Origin of the sequence: Salinicoccus kekensis (assembly GCF_900220995.1) — a bacterium.
Lineage (GTDB): Bacteria > Bacillota > Bacilli > Staphylococcales > Salinicoccaceae > Lacicoccus > Lacicoccus kekensis.
Genome location: NZ_OBQF01000007.1, coordinates 68,182 through 86,235, shown reverse-complemented (window position 1 = coordinate 86,235; position 18,054 = coordinate 68,182). Strand labels below are relative to the sequence as shown.

Annotated in this window: 15 protein-coding genes; 11 read left to right on the top strand and 4 right to left on the bottom strand. The window is 54.2% G+C overall.

Annotated features, from left to right (window positions below):
* Window positions 1–17: 17 nt before the first annotated feature.
* Entirely contained in the window at window positions 18–1,745 is a 1,728-nt protein-coding gene (locus CRN96_RS12395; RefSeq protein WP_097042678.1) for a GMC family oxidoreductase, read from the top strand.
* 187 nt (window positions 1,746–1,932) lie between these two features.
* Here CRN96_RS12395 and CRN96_RS12390 read toward each other — a convergent pair whose 3' ends face one another.
* A complete protein-coding gene (locus CRN96_RS12390) occupies window positions 1,933–2,343 on the bottom strand; it encodes a hypothetical protein (protein WP_097042676.1) in 411 nt (136 codons plus the stop codon).
* Between the two features lie 126 nt (window positions 2,344–2,469).
* Here CRN96_RS12390 and tatC point away from each other — a divergent pair, with 126 nt between their 5' ends.
* Window positions 2,470–3,219, top strand: coding sequence for a twin-arginine translocase subunit TatC (gene tatC, locus CRN96_RS12385; RefSeq protein WP_097042673.1), 750 nt, complete (start codon window positions 2,470–2,472; stop codon window positions 3,217–3,219).
* 56 nt (window positions 3,220–3,275) lie between these two features.
* Window positions 3,276–4,175: a UTP--glucose-1-phosphate uridylyltransferase GalU gene (gene galU, locus CRN96_RS12380; RefSeq protein ID WP_097042671.1), complete on the top strand. Its 900-nt coding sequence runs from the start codon at window positions 3,276–3,278 to the stop codon at window positions 4,173–4,175.
* A 473-nt stretch (window positions 4,176–4,648) separates the two neighbouring features.
* On the opposite strand, the gene CRN96_RS12375 is transcribed toward galU, so the two are convergent.
* Entirely contained in the window at window positions 4,649–5,884 is a 1,236-nt protein-coding gene (locus tag CRN96_RS12375) for an MFS transporter (RefSeq protein WP_245844707.1), read from the bottom strand.
* Between the two features lie 83 nt (window positions 5,885–5,967).
* Between CRN96_RS12375 and CRN96_RS12370 the strand changes: the two genes are divergently transcribed.
* The 7 genes from CRN96_RS12370 to CRN96_RS12340 all read left to right on the top strand — a co-directional run bounded on the left by CRN96_RS12370 (window position 5,968) and on the right by CRN96_RS12340 (window position 16,419).
* Window positions 5,968–7,449 (top strand): UDP-N-acetylmuramoyl-L-alanyl-D-glutamate--2,6-diaminopimelate ligase, encoded by a 1,482-nt coding sequence (locus CRN96_RS12370; protein WP_097042667.1) that lies wholly within the window; start codon window positions 5,968–5,970, stop codon window positions 7,447–7,449.
* 19 nt (window positions 7,450–7,468) lie between these two features.
* A complete protein-coding gene (locus CRN96_RS12365) occupies window positions 7,469–9,031 on the top strand; it encodes a peptide chain release factor 3 (protein ID WP_097042665.1) in 1,563 nt (520 codons plus the stop codon).
* 831 nt (window positions 9,032–9,862) lie between these two features.
* On the top strand, window positions 9,863–10,660 hold the full coding sequence (locus tag CRN96_RS12360) for a TerC family protein (RefSeq protein ID WP_097042663.1): 798 nt from the start codon (window positions 9,863–9,865) through the stop codon (window positions 10,658–10,660).
* A gap of 55 nt (window positions 10,661–10,715) precedes the next feature.
* On the top strand, window positions 10,716–12,551 hold the full coding sequence (locus CRN96_RS12355) for a S1C family serine protease (protein ID WP_245844705.1): 1,836 nt from the start codon (window positions 10,716–10,718) through the stop codon (window positions 12,549–12,551).
* 91 nt (window positions 12,552–12,642) lie between these two features.
* Window positions 12,643–14,001 carry a TrkH family potassium uptake protein gene (locus CRN96_RS12350; protein ID WP_245844703.1) on the top strand — a complete coding sequence of 453 codons (1,359 nt, stop codon included), beginning with the start codon at window positions 12,643–12,645 and terminating at the stop codon, window positions 13,999–14,001.
* A 20-nt stretch (window positions 14,002–14,021) separates the two neighbouring features.
* Window positions 14,022–15,035 (top strand): bifunctional UDP-sugar hydrolase/5'-nucleotidase, encoded by a 1,014-nt coding sequence (locus CRN96_RS12345; RefSeq protein WP_097042659.1) that lies wholly within the window; start codon window positions 14,022–14,024, stop codon window positions 15,033–15,035.
* A 460-nt stretch (window positions 15,036–15,495) separates the two neighbouring features.
* Complete coding sequence (locus CRN96_RS12340; protein ID WP_179647225.1) at window positions 15,496–16,419, top strand: nuclease-related domain-containing protein; 924 nt, start codon at window positions 15,496–15,498, stop codon at window positions 16,417–16,419.
* Window positions 16,420–16,492: 73 nt separating this feature from the next.
* Here CRN96_RS12340 and CRN96_RS12335 read toward each other — a convergent pair whose 3' ends face one another.
* Window positions 16,493–16,672: a YkvS family protein gene (locus tag CRN96_RS12335; RefSeq protein ID WP_097042803.1), complete on the bottom strand. Its 180-nt coding sequence runs from the start codon at window positions 16,670–16,672 to the stop codon at window positions 16,493–16,495.
* Window positions 16,673–16,772: 100 nt separating this feature from the next.
* Window positions 16,773–17,282: a sigma-70 family RNA polymerase sigma factor gene (locus tag CRN96_RS12330; protein WP_097042655.1), complete on the bottom strand. Its 510-nt coding sequence runs from the start codon at window positions 17,280–17,282 to the stop codon at window positions 16,773–16,775.
* Between the two features lie 229 nt (window positions 17,283–17,511).
* Here CRN96_RS12330 and CRN96_RS12325 point away from each other — a divergent pair, with 229 nt between their 5' ends.
* Entirely contained in the window at window positions 17,512–18,018 is a 507-nt protein-coding gene (locus tag CRN96_RS12325) for a competence protein ComK (RefSeq protein ID WP_245844701.1), read from the top strand.
* Window positions 18,019–18,054 lie beyond the last annotated feature (36 nt).

The following is an 18,054-nucleotide window of genomic DNA, read 5'->3' as shown; positions in this document are numbered from 1 at the left end:
GGACGGGGGAGAAAATTATGGCAGAAACATTGGATAAAGTGGATGTCGTGACAGTCGGGGTCGGCTGGACCGGCGGCATCGTCGCTGCGGAAGCGGCAAAGGCGGGCCTGTCGGTCGTCGGCCTGGAGCGCGGGAAGAACCGCGGCACGGAAGATTACCAGCATGTGCATGATGAGTACAGGTATGCGATCAGATATGAACTGATGCAGGACACTTCGAAGGAGACGATCACTTTCAGGAACACGCGGGATGAACGGGCGCTGCCGATGCGGCGCATGGGTTCCTTCCTGCTCGGTGAGAACGTCGGCGGGGCGGGGACGCACTGGAACGGGCAGACGTGGCGTTTCCTGCCGTACGATTTTGAAATCCGTTCACTGACGGAGGAGCGTTACGGGGAGGACAAGCTTGGGGATGACAAAGGGTACAGATGGCAGGACTGGGGCATTACATACGATGAACTGGAGCCATACTTCACCCAATTCGATTTGACGATCGGCCTTGCAGGCGAGGAAAATCCGCTCGGCGGGAGCCGGTCGGAACCGTTCCCGACGCCGCCGATGATCGAGACACCGATGCTCAAGCTCTTCAAGGACGCGGCGAACGGCATGGGGCTGCATGCCCACATGATGCCGTCCGCGAACATGACCCAGCAGTACACGAACCCGGACGGGCAGACGCTGCAGCCGTGCCAGTACTGTGCATTCTGCGAAAGGTTCGCATGTGAGTACGATGCGAAGTCATCACCGGAGACGACCGTCATCCCGACGGCGCTCGAGACGGGGAACTTCGATATCAGGACGCAGGCGAACGTCGTGGAAGTGCTGACGGATGAGGATGACGACAGCCTGGTCAGCGGCGTGCGCTACATCGATACGCTGAGCGGCGAGGAATTCATCCAGCCGGCGGACATCGTCGTCCTGAACAGTTATGTATTCAACAACTATAAACTGCTGCGCGTTTCCGATATCGGCGAGCAGTACGACCCGGAAACCGAGGAGGGAACGCTCGGCAGGAACTACGGTTACCAGACATTCGGCGGTGCGAGGGGCTTCTTCGACACCCAGTTCAATACGTTCATGGGCGCAGGCGCACTCGGTGCGGGGCTCGACGATTACAACGGGGATGAGTTCGATCATTCGGACCTCGACTTCCTGCACGGCGGGAACATCGCGGTGACGCAGACGGGCTCACGTCCGATCGCAACGAACATCACCCGCCCGGACACGCCGAGCTGGGGTGCCGAATTCAAGAAGGAGACGATAGAGAACTACACGCGGACAATCCGTGTGCAGGGCCAGTGTGCAACGACACCGCACAAGGACAACTACTTAGACATCGACGAGGACTACACCGATGCATACGGACTGCCGCTCGTCCAGCTGACCTATAACTTCACGGACTCCGACAGGGTGAGGACGAAGTACCTGGCCGACAGGTGCGGTGAGATACTGGAGGAGATGGGTGCCAATGAAATCGTGGTCGATGAGGAGATCGGCGATTATGACATCGTGCCGTACCAGTCGACGCACAACACCGGCGGCACCGTGATGGGTGACGATCCCGAGACAAGCGTCGTCAACAACTGGATGCAGCACTGGGACCGCGACAACCTGTTCGTCGTCGGCGCGGGCAACTTCCCGCACAACAGCGGCTACAACCCGACATCCACCGTCGGTGCACTCGCATACCGCTGCGCCGAAGGTGTCATAACATACAGCGAAGACGGCGGAAGACTTGAAGACTGATGATGGTGATGGCCGGCTGCATGAGTGCAGCCGGTTTTTTGCGGGATGGGACGGGTTAACGGATGCTCGTCGGGGAAATGAACGGGTGTTAAACCTCCAACGGATGCTCGTCGTGGAAACGAGCATCCGTTAAATAAAAACCCCATAAAAAAACGCCTGCAGGCCGGAGCCTGCAGACGCGCATAAATTATTTTTTCTTCTGCCGCGGTGTACCCTGTCCGCCGGTCAGGTCTTTATCCATCTCGTATAGTACACTGTTGATGATGGTCTGGTTATAAGCCTCGACCAGGAAATAGGCCACGATGGAGTAGACGATGATGACGCCGACGAGCAGGATATTGCTCTGGACGACACCGACGACGATGGCCGGCAGCAGCACCAGGCCGATGAAAAGGATGAGCATCGCAATGCGGTATGTTTTGATCGTCCCCTGTGCCGATTTGATCTGCGGGGCGTACTTATCATTAACTTCCTCGTAATCCAAAGCTCTGTTGTCGCGGTAAACATTCGTGATCTTCACAGAACCGTCATAGGAATCTTCAGTGTAGCGCAAGTCCATATGTCCGTTGTCCCAAGTCAACATTTTAAAAAATGACATTTCCATGCACCTCGATATAGAATATATTTTATACTTATTATAGACTATATAAAAACATATTACAAAACCAATAGTTAGAAAATTTCGATATCAAAGGCGGGTGATCGTATCGTACAGGAAAACAAAATGGAGAATAAAGACCGGAAGCCGGCCGAGGAGGCCATCGTCGATTCGGTCGACACCTTCTCGGGCCATCTCGAAGCGCTCCGTGCGGTGCTGATCAAGTCCGCCATCACCATCGCAGTCGTATTCATCATCATCTTCATGACCGTCAGCTGGTGGTTCGGCTTCATCGGGAAGGGTGCGGACATCGTCGTCATGGGGCCGTTCGAAGTGATCCGGTTTTATTTCCGCACCTCGGGCGCAATCAGCATCGGCCTCTCGATACCGTTCATCCTCTTCTACTTATGGCAGTTCGTGCAGCCGCGGCTGATCCCGAAAGATGCGCGGATCATGCATACGATGCTCCCGCTGATGATCGTCCTGTTTTTAATCGGCCTCCTGTTCGGCTATTTCGTCGTCCATCCGATCAGCTATTTTGCGCTCATCAGCATGGGCGAACAGAATTTCGATGTGCTGATCACGGCGGATGAGTACATGTCGTTCCTGCTGGTGACGACGATCCCGCTCGGGCTCGTATTCCAATTGCCGCTGGTGGTTTTATTCCTGAATTATCTTGAACTGCTGGACTCGGAGCTGATGCGGAACGTGAGGAGATTTGCGTATTTCGGACTGCTTGTGATCACGGCGCTGATCGCGCCGCCGGATATCTTTTCACACCTCCTGACACTGACGCCGATGATCCTCCTGTATGAGTTCAGCATCCTCCTGGTTAAGCGCAAGGAGAAGCGGGACCGTTTGAAAGAGGAAGTTTAGAGGTATACTATGTTAATATCTAAAATAAAGTTTGCGAATTGCAGGAGGCGTGTATTTTGAGTCAGAAAGTGAGAAAAGCAGTCATACCGGCGGCGGGTCTCGGGACGAGGTTTTTGCCGGCGACCAAGGCGATGCCGAAGGAGATGATCCCGATCCTCGATAAGCCAACGATCCAGTACATTGTGGAAGAGGCGGTGGCGGCAGGCATCGAGGACATCATCATCGTCACGGGGCGTCACAAACGTGCGATCGAGGACCATTTCGATCATCAGGTCGAGCTTGAGCTCGCGCTGAAGGAAAAAGGGAAATATGAATTACTTGAAAAAGTCGAGCATTCGACCGGGCTTGCCAACATATTCTATGTCAGGCAGAAGGCACCGAAGGGGCTGGGTCACGCAATAAACACCGCGCGCCAGTTCATCGGCGATGAGCCGTTTGCGGTGCTGCTCGGCGATGACATCGTGGACCACGGCGAGGGCACACCTGCGATCGGCCAGCTGATCGAGGAGTTCGAGCGGACGGATTCGAGCATCATCGGCGTGAAGACCGTACCCGAGGAAGACGTATCAAGATACGGCATCGTCGAGTACGACAACTGTTCGGAGGACCTTTATCATCTGACGGACCTGTACGAGAAACCGGATGCGTCCGAAACCGATTCGCGCCTTGCGGTGATGGGGAGATATGTGCTCACGCCCGATATTTTCGATGAACTCGGGAAGGGCGTCATCGGTGCCGGCGGCGAGATCCAGCTGACCGACGCGATCGCCAGTCTGATCCATAAGGGCAAGGACGTCTACGCATGCGACTTTGCCGGCGACCGCTACGATGTCGGCCATATGCGCGGCTTCGTCAAGACGACGATCGAATACGCACTGCGCTCGGAGCACCGCGATGAAGTCATCGAATACATGGAGAACACGCTCGAGCGGTTGAAACGTGAAGAGTTGAAGTGATTTTAATTGAAGAGGGTGGCAGATGGACGGGTGATGTCTGTCTGCCGCTTTTTTTGTTTTTTGGCATCTCTATCGGCCAAGTGAGCGTTGGTTTGACCGATAGATGCTCCCCATCGCTCACTGGGCATTTCGTTTGAGCGATAGACGTTCCCCATCACTCACTGGGCATCTCGTTTGAGCGATAGACGTTCCCCATCGCTCACTGTGCATCTCGTTTGAGCGATAGACGCTCCCCATCGCTCACTGGGCATCTCGTTTGAGCGATAGAATGCGCCCATCGCTCACTGGGCATCTTGTTTGAGCGATAGAGTCCGCCCATCGCTCACTAGGCATCTTGTTTGAGCGATAGACCCCGCCCATCGCTCACTAGGCATCTTGTTTGAGCGATAGACCCCGCCAATCATTATAATCCCAACAAAAAAGCTCACTCCCCGGCACAAGCGCCGGAGGGTGAGCTTTATTCATATTCATCTTCAATTCGTTTTCGGGTTCGTACGCCGCGTGCGCATGAACATCACGATATAGTAGATCGTGAGGACCAGAAAGATCAGCCCGCTCGCGATGAGTGTCGCCTTAACATTGCCGAAGATGTCGGCAGTGAGTCCGCCGACGACGGGGCCGATCATGGCGCCCATGCCCTGGAGGCTGCTGATGAGCCCCCATGACTCCTCTTTTTTCGCCTTCAGAATCGTGCCGGCGAGATATTTATTCCACGCGGGCAGCATGATGCCGTAGCTCAGGCCGATGAAGCACGCGATCAGGAAGATCACCCACACCGTCTCGAGCGTCGAAAACCAGATGATCCCCGCCGCATAGACGAAGAACCCGGTGCAGATGATCACCATCGTGAACCGGGCCGAATATTCGTCGAGCCCGCGGGAGAGCATCGTCATGCTGAAGCCGACGAGTGCGAAGATCACAAGAATAAAGATCGTGTACTCAAAGAAGCTCAGTTCGAGCAGTCCCGTGATGTACGTCGGCAAAACCGGCAGCAGCATGCCGACGCCGAGCGCCTGCAGCATGATTCCCGGAATGTTCCGCATATGCCGCCTTAAAATTACGAAAATTTCCTTCAAAGGCAGGCGGCGGTTCCTCGAAGAGCCGTTCCGCACCCCGACGTTGAATTTCCCTGGGATGAACAGGTAGCCGAGGATGTTCAGCGCGACCGCGCCGATCATCACATAGACCGCATCATCCCCGATCGCGCCGATGACGAAGTTCATGCTCACCATGCCGGTGCCGAGACCCGCAAGCCAGCTGAAGAAGATGAACCCCATGTCCTTGCCGCGCGTCGCATCGTCCACATTTGCAAGCGCAAATATCCATATCGGACACACCGCGATGCCGAGGAGCGCCGAAGCGAGCAGCAGGATGAAGAAATCCTGAGAGAATAAAATGATCCCCATCGCAGCGGTCATCAATACGTATGTCGCAAACATCGTCCACCTGGCGCCGATCTTCCGCATGACGAAGCCGAGCCACGCATTCGTCGCCGCATCGAAGACGAAATGCACGGTGATCACGATTGACGCGAGCGTCAGCGAGATCGCCTCGATCGACGGAAGCGCCGGCAGATAGCTCAGCACATACATCCCCCGCACGAGTTCCGTCAAAAATAATATGATTGCATATTTCCAGAATAAATTCCTGTGTTCTCTTGTCAATAGACTCACCATCTCACTTATCCATCTGAAAAATGATTTTATCACAACCGCATGAAATATGTGTATACTTTCCTTTATGCATAAGGGAAAATATTGTATAATATAAAGGTTGAAAGGTGGGACGGTACTTGAATACGAAAACGCTGCTCTCTTTATTGAAGATTAAAAAAACATACGGCAACTTCCCGGACGCCGTCGAACATATTTCCACAGACTCCCGGGAAGTCGACCGCAACAGCATCTTTGTGGCAATAAAGGGCCATCAGGCCGATGGTCAGGACTTCATCCCGGATGCCCTCCATGCCGGATGCAGGTTCATCATCAGCGACAGATATTATGACACCGGCGATGATGCCGGGATACTCGTCGTGAAGGATCCGGAGAAAGTCGGATCGCTGTTCGCAGAATATATATATGATTTCCCGCACGAGGCGATGACGATGGTCGGAATCACCGGGACGAACGGCAAGACGACCGTCTCGACGATGATCCACTCTTTGAGCCGCGCCATGGGCAAGAACAGTGCCTACCTCGGCACGAACGGCTTCCTGATCAATGAAGACCGCCAGATCAGCCTGAACACCACGCCGGAATCGATCCGCCTGCATCATAGGATGGACGAGGCGGCAGAGGCGGGTGCTGAAGTGTTCGCAATGGAAGTGTCCTCCCACGGACTGAAGCTCGGCCGTGTCTCCGGCATCAACTTCGATATCGCGATTTTCACGAACCTCTCGCAGGATCACTTGGACTTCCATCCGACGATGGAAGATTACGGATTCACGAAGGGGCTTTTATTCTCACAGCTCGGCCAGAATATGAAAGAGCGGAAATACGTCATTTTGAACAATGACGACCCTTGGAGCGAAAAATACCGGCGCATGACGCCGCATGAAGTCGTCACCTACGGGATGGACGAGTCGGGCGATTTTTATCCGACGGACATCGACGGCAGCCTCGAAGGGTTCAACTTCACGTTGAACACGCCGGAAGGGGCGTACCATGTCGATTCGCCGTTCATCGGCGAGTTCAACATCCAGAACCTGATGGCGGCGATCATCAGCGAATGGGTGCAGGGGTACGATCTTGAAAAGGTGATCGAAGCGGTGAAGATCATGGATCCGGTCGAGGGCCGGCTTGAAGTGCTCGATAAGACGCTGCCGGTCAACCTGATCATCGATTTCGCCCATACGCCGGATGCGCTCGAGAAGATCATGGATACGGTGAAGCCTTTTGCGGAAGGCCGCCTGATCTTTCTGGTCGGCATGACCGGCGAGCGCGACACGACGAAGGCGCACGCGATGGGCGAGATCGCCTCGCGTGCCGACATCGCAATCTACACCCCGGACAACCCGGCGAACGACGACCCCGCCATGCTCGTCAAGCTGCTTGAAGCGGGTGCCGGTTCCGGCAACTACCGTTCATTCACCGACCGCGAGGAAGGCATACGCCATGCGGTCGAAATCAGCGAACCGGGGGATACGATCGTGCTCGCATGCAAGGGCCGCGAGCCGTACCAGATCATGGAAAACTACGTCAAAGTGCCGCACCGCGATGACCTCATCGCACTCGACGCCGCCTACCGCAAGTACCGCCCGGACGAATATTTATGATGTATTAAGGAGATTTTCAATGACTTTAGAAAATGAAATAAAAAGACGCAAGACGTTTGCCATCATCTCGCACCCCGATGCCGGCAAGACGACGCTCACGGAGAAGCTGTTATTATTCGGCGGTGCGATCCGTTCCGCAGGGACGGTCAAGGGCAAGAAGAGCGGCAAGTTCGCGACGAGTGACTGGATGAAGGTCGAGCAGGAGCGGGGCATCAGTGTGACGAGTTCGGTCATGCAGTTCGACTTCGACGGCTACAAGATCAACATACTGGATACGCCGGGACACGAAGATTTCTCGGAAGATACGTACCGGACGCTGATGGCGGTGGATTCCGCCGTCATGGTGATCGATGCGGCAAAAGGCATCGAGCCCCAGACGCTGAAGCTCTTCAAAGTGTGCCGCATGCGCGGCATCCCGATCTTCACGTTCATAAACAAGCTTGACCGTATGGGCAAGGAGCCGTTCGAGCTGCTTGAGGAGATCGAATCGACGCTTGAGATCGAGACGTATCCGATGACTTGGCCGGTCGGCATGGGCCAGAGCTTCTTCGGCATCATCAACCGGAAGAACAGGCAGATCAACCCGTTCCGCGAAGAGGAGATGCTGAAGCTTGACGACGACTACGAACTGGAGACGCCGCATCCGATCAGCGAGGACGAAGCTTTCCAGACGGCTGTGGAGGAATTCATGCTCGTCGAGGAAGCGGGCGATGCATTCGATGAGGAGAAGATCGCCGGCGGTGAATTGACCCCGGTATTCTTCGGTTCCGCATTATCTACGTTCGGCATCGAGGAATTTTTGGATACTTACGTCGATTTCGCACCGATGCCGACACCCCGGAAAACTGAGGCCGGCGACCCGGTCGATCCGACAGACGAAGGGTTCACGGGCTTTATTTTCAAAATACAGGCCAATATGGACCCGAAACACCGCGACCGGCTCGCATTCATGCGGGTCGTCAGCGGGAAATTCACCCGCGGCATGGACGCCGTCCTCGCACGCACCGGGAAGAAGCAGAAGGTGACCCGGGCGACGATGTTCATGGCCGATGACACCGAGACGGTCGAGGAAGCCTATGCGGGCGACATCATCGGCCTCTACGACACCGGCAACTACCAGATCGGCGATACGTTGTACGGCGGGGGCGGCGGGAAGATCGAATTCGAAAACCTGCCGCAGTTCACTCCGGAGCTGTTCATGAAAGTGTCCGCGAAGAACGTCATGAAGCAGAAGCACTTCTACAAGGGCATCGAACAGCTCGTCCAGGAGGGCGCGATCCAGTACTACAAGACGCTGCACACCAACCAGCCGATTTTGGGCGCGGTCGGCCAGCTGCAGTTCGAAGTGTTCGAACACCGCATGAAGAACGAATACAACACCGATGTGGTGATGGAGCCGATCGGCAAGAAGATCGCGAGATGGATCGAAAACGAGGAGGACATCAAGGAAAGCATGAACTCTCCGCGCTCCAACCTCGTGCTCGACCGCTACGACAACCGCGTCTTCCTGTTCGAAAACGAATTCGCAACCCGCTGGTTCAGCGAGAAATTCCCGGAAATAAAATTATACAGCCTGCTTTAATGGGTGCGGCCCGTTCTTACTTTGAGGACGGGTTTTTTGTTGTGATGGGCGGGCGGGTCCGTTGGGCGTTTAACGGCTCATCGATTGGAGCGGGACGGTCCGTTGGAGGTTTAACAGCTCGTCGCTTGGGCCGGGACGGTCCGTTGGAGGTTTAACGGCTCATCGATTGGAGCGGGACGGTCCGTTGGAGGTTTAACAGCTCGTCGCTTGGGCCGGGACGGTCCGTTGGGGGTTTAACGGCTCATCGATTGGAGCGGGACGGTCCGTTGGGCGTTTAACGGCTCATCGATTGGAGCGGGACGGTCCGTTGGAGGTTTAACGGCTCATCGTGCGGGATGGGACGGTCCGTTAGAACTTGAATCACCCAAGTGGGCGCTGGTTTGACCGATAGACCACCGCCCCGCACCTCCTCCAACCACCAAAACAATGAAATTTATTTGTAAAACGTTTTCATAGTTAAAACCGCTTTACAACGGGCTTCCAATCGGATATATTATATTTATCAATGAAACCACAACTGAATAGATCCTTATCAATAACTAAAATTTAGTTTTGAAAAAGGGGAGTAACAATAGTGATCGCTCACCCGTTGAACACCACCGGGTATCGAGAGGATCGACTATCATTACATCGTCATTACGGCTCCAGATTGAAGCATCACTTCACGATCGGACCCGGTGTAATGAGCGGCGGACAACCGGCTTCGGCCACCCACATCCGCTGTACCGTGAGACCTTTGGCAAAACGTACGGAAGAATACTTCTGTACGTTCTGCGAGGGGTCTCTTTTTTTGTCGGCAAATTGAAAAATAAAAATCTGGGGGTACACATTATGGATATGGCTATACTTTTGGAATATGGCTGGGTGCTCATCGTCCTTATCGTTCTCGAGGGCCTGCTTGCGGCGGATAACGCCGTCGTGCTCGCGGTCCTCGTACGTCACCTTGAACCGAAGGAACGTAAAAAAGCACTGTTCTACGGCCTGGTCGGCGCATTCGTCTTCCGTATGATCGCAATTTTACTGCTCGTCTGGCTCGTCCAGTGGTGGTGGATGCAGGCGCTTGGTGCACTTTATCTCTTCTGGGTGTCGGGCTCGCACCTTTACGCAATATTCAAGCATAATAAAAAAGACCCGCAGCAGGAGAAAGTCGAAGCAGCGAAGGAAGCGGCGCCCAAAAAGGGCTCCGGTTTCTGGATGACCGTGTTCAAAGTGGAACTCGCGGATATCGCATTCGCCATCGACTCGATCCTTGCAGCAGCGGCAATCGCCCTCGCACTGCCTGAAATCGGCGGGGATTTCTTCGGCGTCAACGCAGGCCAGTACACGGTCATGGTGATCGGCGGCCTCATCGGCGTCATCATCATGCGTTTCTTCGCCACATGGTTCGTCGGCGTGCTCGCACGGCGCCCGGGGCTTGAAGTCGCGGCATTCCTCATCGTCGGCTGGGTCGGCGTGAAACTTGCCATCCTGTCGCTCGCACATGACGCGGTCGGCATCATCCCGCACGAATTTCCGCACTCGACGACCTGGAAACTCATATTCTGGTCTGTGATGCTCATCATCATCGTCACGGGCTGGTTCAGCAGCAAGAATAAAGCCCCCTACGACGGCGAATCAGTGGAAGTCTGACCGGATACATCTTATAATGAAGGTTAAGTAATTTGAGATGCTGGGAGGAAGTCAATTGGATAAAGATAAAAAGCACGTCATTCCTAGAGACCGTTACAGACGCAGGCGCCGTGTCTTCACAGAAGAAGGCCAGGAACCGATCGCGCCTTACGAGAGGCCTCCGGAACCTGAAGGCACCGCGGACATCGATAATGAAGCAGAACAACAGGATAAATCGGCAGCGGAGTCGAGAAGGGATTCGATCGAAGAGTCCCGCGGGCGTTCCCACGAACCGGTCTATGGATACAATGATCTGACGGAAGAGGAGATTGATGAATCCGGCTACCAGGATGTCTATACATCAGGACCGGCTTCCGATGAAAAAACACCACGGGCGGAAACTGAAGCGGGGGAGGCATCGGCTGAGCGTATTGAAAACAGCGCACAGGAGGACGGCACCGCCGTCAACGGACGCACCCGCGAAGCAGACGGGGCGGCATATGCTGCATCGACGACCGCGGGTGCCCCTTACAACTATCCGGGCGACCGTAAGACTGAAGAGGCGGTGGACAGGGAGTCTGTCCGCACCGCACCTGCAGCCGAAAATACCCCGGAAACCCGGGACGGCCGTGACCATAGAAGTGAAGACGCCGTTTATTACGGTGCCGTACCGCCGGGAGGCAACAGCGGCGGCGGAAACGGCAGGAACAACCGCCGCAACAGAGGTGGCGGGGGCGGATTCTTCCGCTCATTCCTCCTGCCGCTTCTTGCAGGACTGTTGGGTGCGTTGATTGCACTTTTATTGTTCAATGCATTCGACGGACAGGACAACAACACCGGGGAGGCGCTCAACGAGGAAGAGGCCGGTGAGGAGCAGGAGGCGGAAGACCCTGCAGTGGATGATGTGACCGAGAACGAGACGACGGCGGCAATCGATGGCTCGCGTGATTCGGTCGTATCGGTGATCAACCTGCAGCGCATCGATTCACTCCTTCCGGGAATCTTCGGTGAAATGCCCGAAGTCCAGCAGGAAGAGCCTGAAGAAGCGGGCATCGGATCCGGCGTGATCTACAGGGTGGACGGCGATACGGCCTACATCGTCACCAACCAGCACGTCGTCGAAGGTGCCGAGGAAATCCAGATCAACATGCAGAACGGCGAATCCCTCAACGCGGAAATCGTCGGCACCGACATCTGGACCGACCTTGCGGTGCTCACGATCCCGAGCGAATCGGTGGACGGCACGCTCGACTTCGCCGACAGCGACGAGCTCACGGTCGGCCAGACGGCCATCGCCATCGGCTCACCGCTCGGCGAGGCATTCTCGGGCTCCGTTTCCCAGGGCATCGTTTCCGGACTTGACCGTTCAGTGCCGGTGGACCTTGACGGCGACGGCAGCTACGACTGGGAGGCGAACGTCATCCAGACCGATGCCGCCATCAACCCGGGCAACTCCGGCGGTGCACTGATCGACTCGAACGGCAACCTGATCGGCATCAACTCGATGAAGATCAGCATGCCGATGGTCGAGGGCATCGGATTCGCGATACCGGCGAACGAAGTGCAGCAGGTCGTCACACAGATCGAGGCGAACGGCGAAGTGCAGCGCCCGTTCCTCGGCGTGACACTGCAGGACCTCTACACCATCCCGCCTGAAATCATCCAGAGCGAGATGAACCTGCCTGAAGACGTCAACGCAGGCGTCGTCATCTCGAGCGTCCAGCCGGGATCCCCTGCGGAATCCGCAGGCCTCCAGCAGCTCGACCTCGTCACCGCACTCGACGGCAACGAGGTTGCGAACATGATGGAACTCAGGCAGTACCTGTACTATGAAAAACAACCGGGCGACGAAATGACGATCGACTTCTACCGCAATGGCGAACCTCAGTCCGTCACCGTCACCCTGCAGTAAATATTCGGACCGGCTCAAATTTTGAGTCGGTCTTTTTTTAAAATTATAGTACAATAAAAACCATCACAACGATTGAGAGGAGTCCTGCAGCGTGTTCAGAAAACTGCTGGCGAAATTCAGGCACAACAGCCCCGAGCGGCTGATCTTCATATATTATTTCATCGCGATTGTGGTGGCGACGCTGCTCCTGTCACTGCCGGTGTTCTACCGCATGGACTATTCGGAGATGGCATTCATCGACATCCTGTTCGTCGCGTCATCTGCGCTCAGCGTCACCGGCCTCAGCAGTGTGGATATCGCCTCGACGTTCAACCTCTGGGGCTACATCGTCATCATGTTCATCATGAACCTCGGCGGTGTCGGGATCATGGCGATGGGCACGATGATATGGCTGCTGCTCGGCCAGAAGATCGGCCTCCGTGAACGCATGCAGATCCGGGTCGATACGAACCAGTATAAAATATCGGGCGGCGTCCGGATGGTCATCGACATCATCGTCCTGATGCTTTTGATCGAGCTCGCCGGCGCAGTCTATTATTTCTTCGTCTTCCTCGCGGAGACGGGCGACTGGAACTATGCGCTCCTCCACAGTACGTTCTTATCCATCTCTGCGACGACGAACGGCGGGCTCGACCTGTTCTCCGGGTCGCTTACAGGTTACGATACGGCATATCATCTGCAGATCCCGGTGATGATGCAGATCGTCCTCGGGTCGATCGGCTACCCCGTCCTGATAGAGGTGCGCAACTTCCTGTCGAGGCGCCGGCGCCATTTCCGGTTTTCTTTATTCACGAAAGTCACAACGGCGACATACGGCGGCCTGTTCGTGGTCGGTGCCGTCGTCATCTTCATCATGGAATGGAAGGATTATTTTAAAGAGTACGGCGTGATCGGCACGCTCTTCAACAGCATGTTCCTATCGGTCACCTCCCGGAGCGGCGGGCTCACGACGGTGCCGATCGATATGCTGGATGAGTCGACGCAGCTGTTCATGAGTGCGCTCATGTTCATCGGGGCGAGTCCGAGTTCGGCGGGCGGCGGGATCCGGACGACGACGTTTGCGATACTGCTCTTGTTTTTGATTGCGTTCAGCCGCGGACGTGTGCACATCCATGCATTCAACCGCAACATCGCGCGTGCGGATATCGACCGTGCATTCGCCGTCATCGCACTCGCAGTCTTCCTCGTGTTCGCAGGGGTCACGTCCATCGTGTTCCTGGAGAATGGAAAATTCGAGGTGGCTGATATATTATTTGAAGTGACGAGTGCGTTCGGGACGGCGGGGATATCAACCGGCATCACCAGTGAACTTTCCAATGTGAGCAAGCTGATCATCATCGCGTTCATGTTCATCGGGCGGATCGGTTTTATTTCCTTCATATTGTTCATCGGGGGCAGGCAGCACATGCATTCATATGAATTTCCGGAAGAGCGGATCATGGTAGGTTAAATTCAAGGAGGGGTTTCATCATGCAGGAGTTTTTTACAGTGAAGTTGATTTTGACGCAGCATCTCGGCGGCAAGCTCGGCATGAGCGATGATGTGTCATTGTCGAAAGTGTCGCGCTATGCGACGAGCATCAATGCGGACGATAATTTCCATGTGCTGCTGGGTGATCTCGGCGGCACGCTCGGCATCGATCAGGAACTGCGGGGGCGGCGGAATCCGGCGGTCACCGCGATGAACTATATGGGATATGATTTTGCGGTGCTGAACCACCGGGATCTTTCGAATATTTCGAAGCTGCGGCGCGCGGTCGGCTTTGCGCGGTATCCGTTTCTGAACTGCAACATCGGCCATCCGAACACGAAGGAACCGTTTTTCGGGGAGCCGTACGAGATGATCGACATCAACGGCATGCGCCTTGCGTACGTCAGCGGGTACGCGGGGCCGTTTGAAGCGGAGGAGGATGATCTGTTCGAGGTGGCGGACATCGCTGAAGCGCTCCGCCGCACCCTCCGTTATATTTATGACAATAAAGACCCCGATTATGTGATTGTTGCGGTTTCCGACTGGGATGAGTCGATGCAGGAGATGGTCGATGAACTGGAAGGCGTCGGCATCGTCGTCACCGGCGCATCGGAAGTGTACGGCGGTGAGTTCAACCCGCAGCATGATGCCGACGCCGCTTCGGAGCTCGCGGCCAGCTTCTCGGCAGAATCCGCCGAAGACCTCGCCGCGAGCATCAGCCCCGGCCAGTTCGCCCGGAACATCGGCGACCGGCACCCGGAAGCGGAAGGTGCTGTCTGGGATTCCGGCCCCCGCCTCCTGTCCGGCAGGGAAGTGCACACGGCCGGGGACTCCGCACCGATTTCCATGTACCACCACCATCACGAAGGCTTCGTTATGTCCATCGACCTGCGCTTCAAGCGCCGCACCACCACGTTCGAATATCTAGGACACACAATCGGCTACCTGGATAAGGAAATATCCGAACTGACCGACGATATTCATTTGAATGATCTGATTTATTATCATTTGTAGGGGGAAGGGGGTGGGGATATCCGCCCAACAGCTCATCGCACACGCCGGGACGGTCTGTTAAGCGCCCAACAGCTCGTCGAGCGCGCCGGGACGGTCCGTTAAGCGCCCAACAGCTCATCGTGCGCGCCGGGACGGTCTGTTAAACGTCCAACAGCTCGTCGAGCGCGCCGGGACGGTCCGTTAAGCGCCCAACAGCTCATCGTGCGCCCCGGGACGGTCCGTTAAACGTCCAACAGCTCATGGCACGCGCCGGGACGGTCTGTTAAGCGCCCAACAGCTCATCGCACGCACCGGGACGGTCCGTTAGACCCCCTCGCTGACCAAAATTTTAAACGCATCAACCAGAAAACAAAAAATAATAAACTTATTACTCATTAAAGGTAATAAAACAATTATAATTGAATCATAAAAAAATCAAAAACGCCATTTTCCTCCTTATATAGTAAAGGGGGTTTTTATTTTGTATTTAACTGAACGAAACAAGTCCAACGAACTCATTTACCTGGAAGCATTAGCAAAGAGGGCAACCTTAACTGCACAGGAAGAAAAGACACTGAAAAGACTCAGAAGGGGACACGAAGGTGAAAAACTGTATGATACTATCTTTGACGAAGTCGGTCATGAAAATCTCAATATTTTCAGGGATATATGGCTGAAAGCCGATAAATCCCTCACCCAAATCGATACGCTCATAATAACCGATGACATCCTCTTTATAAATGAAATCAAAAACTACAGCGGCCACTATAAGTATGAGGGGAACATGTGGAAAATCGGTAAGCTGCAAATCTCGGACGATCCGCTCATCCAGGCGAAAAGGTCAGTGTCGAAACTCGTCAAACTTTTCATTGAAAATAAAATCAACATAACAACTGATTATAATGTGATATGTCCCGATCCCTATTTCATCCTCACGACCCAGGATGATCTGTGCCGAACGAAGGTGATCAAAAGGGATGTCATGAAGCAGTATTTCAGAGGGCTGAATCAACACCAGAGCTGGGACAGGTCGGCGAGAATCACTGAAATCATCAAAAATAAAATCGTCAGTGAACCTGCCTACGAAGCCACCATTGATCCGGAGCGCCTAACCCTCGGCAGGCAGTGTTCTAAATGCTGTTCATTCAGTTTGAAATCTCATCGCTATTTCACCTTATGCACAGACTGCAGTCACAAGGATTCAAATAAAAATCATATTCATTCTGCAATCAAGGATTTCCATATATTATTCCCCGGCGAAAAAATAAAAATCCGCGCTGTAAGGAATTTCCTGAACAACGAAATCTCCGACTCAACGATCAAGCGCTATATGGGCGAGTTCTGTCTGCTCAATAACAAGGGGAGATATGCGACCTACACCCTCCGCCCCAACCACACCCGCTGACCCGCTGACCCGCAGCCCCAACCAAAAACAAAAACCCCCCATTCCATCACCGGAACGGGGGTCTCCATAAAACTTAGGAATCTGATATGATCTTGTAGCGTTTATGGTTAACGACTGTTTTTTCAAACATTTCGTGTTCGTCAAAATCATCATTGATTGTGATGTCGACTATCACCGAGTTTTCATTCACCTTCTCGACTTTGCCTTTCATATCGTTGAACGCCACGATGTCGCCGACGTTTGCCGGAATGATTTCCACTTCTTTCTCATCTGCCATTGAATAAACCTCCTACAATCATTGAGATATATTATACAAGAAAATCATATAAATGTAACCATATAAGCACGAATATTTACATGCCGCCGACAAATTTCCTCACTTTCGCCCGCACTTTCACGCGCACCGCCTTGACGGTCGATATACTGACGCCAAGTATCCGCGCAATCTCCGCAGTCGAATAGCCGTCCGTCATCAACTCCAACCACTTCATCTCGCGCGCATCCAGCAAATCAACCAGCTCCGCATTCAACAGATCCACATACGATTCCCGCACCGCACACACACCGTCATCTTCAAGCCACTCGGTGAGCTCAAGCCCCTTCGACACCCGCACGCACTTCCGTATCTCATCGATCAGCCGCTGATAGATCCGGGTGTAGACGAACTGCGACTCCGTCGCCTCGCGCGCACGTGCCGGATCATAGCTCGCAAGCGCCTGGAATACCGCAATGCGCCCGATCTGCAGGAAATCGTCCTTATCATAGAGGATGTTCAGTTTATTCATGACGGCATGAACCATCGGCTCGTACTGCCGTATCTTCGCCTCGACCAAAGCTTCCGCACTCAAATCTGGTTTTTCCATACACTGTTCCAATCGATTTACCGATAAATCATGGTTTTCCGGATGCCCTCACTCTACACCGTCAAGCCGCAAATAAAAAACACCAAAACACGTTAAAAAACACCCCTAACCCGCATTTAAAGTTAACATCAAGTTATCAATGTTAAATATATGTAATATAACCGTAAGTTATTGTATAATAAACTTATCAAACACGTTTGACAAAATACACATCAAAGGGGTACGGCATTTGAAAACATTCGCTTATCTGCTGCACGACATCAAGTATCTGGAACCGCTATACCACCGGGAGCACCTCTCCCAGGCAGTCTATCCCGACCGGCACGAACCTTCCACGCTCACGACGGACGCATGGCTCGACCGGCTGCTGATCCACCAGTACGGCACAAACTTAAAAGCGCGGCGCGACCACCTGAAATACGTCCACGGCATCCACCGGCTCGGCCCGATCATCATCGACGAGCACACGAACTTCGTGATGTTCCCGCTCACATCGAGCGTACATAAAAACGCCCTCTGGCTGAACGCCGACAGCCTCCTGTGCTTCAGTGCACCGAAGACAGAAAGCGGCCGCGCGACCCGGATCCACTTCAGCGACGGGACGTTCAAGGATGTCGATGTCGATACGAAATTCTGCGAAAAGCAGTACGAAAAGACACTGGCGGTGCTCGATAAAGTCCAGAAGATCAGGCGGCACCCGGAACTTTATTTCACGGCACAGGGAAAGTTCGAATGATTTGAACAATTCTCTTTTAAAATTACGGAATCTCTA

Bases quoted from the DNA above. Each gene is read 5' to 3' on its own strand.
- CRN96_RS12390 (WP_097042676.1), bottom strand. From the start codon at position 2,343: ATGTCATTTTTTAAAATGTTGACTTGGGACAACGGACATATGGACTTG.
- CRN96_RS12345 (WP_097042659.1), top strand. From the start codon at position 14,022: ATGCAGGAGTTTTTTACAGTGAAGTTGATTTTGACGCAGCATCTCGGC.
- CRN96_RS12330 (WP_097042655.1), bottom strand. From the start codon at position 17,282: ATGGAAAAACCAGATTTGAGTGCGGAAGCTTTGGTCGAGGCGAAGATA.
- CRN96_RS12395 (WP_097042678.1), top strand. From the start codon at position 18: ATGGCAGAAACATTGGATAAAGTGGATGTCGTGACAGTCGGGGTCGGC.
- CRN96_RS12365 (WP_097042665.1), top strand. From the start codon at position 7,469: ATGACTTTAGAAAATGAAATAAAAAGACGCAAGACGTTTGCCATCATC.
- CRN96_RS12360 (WP_097042663.1), top strand. From the start codon at position 9,863: ATGGATATGGCTATACTTTTGGAATATGGCTGGGTGCTCATCGTCCTT.
- tatC (WP_097042673.1), top strand. From the start codon at position 2,470: ATGGAGAATAAAGACCGGAAGCCGGCCGAGGAGGCCATCGTCGATTCG.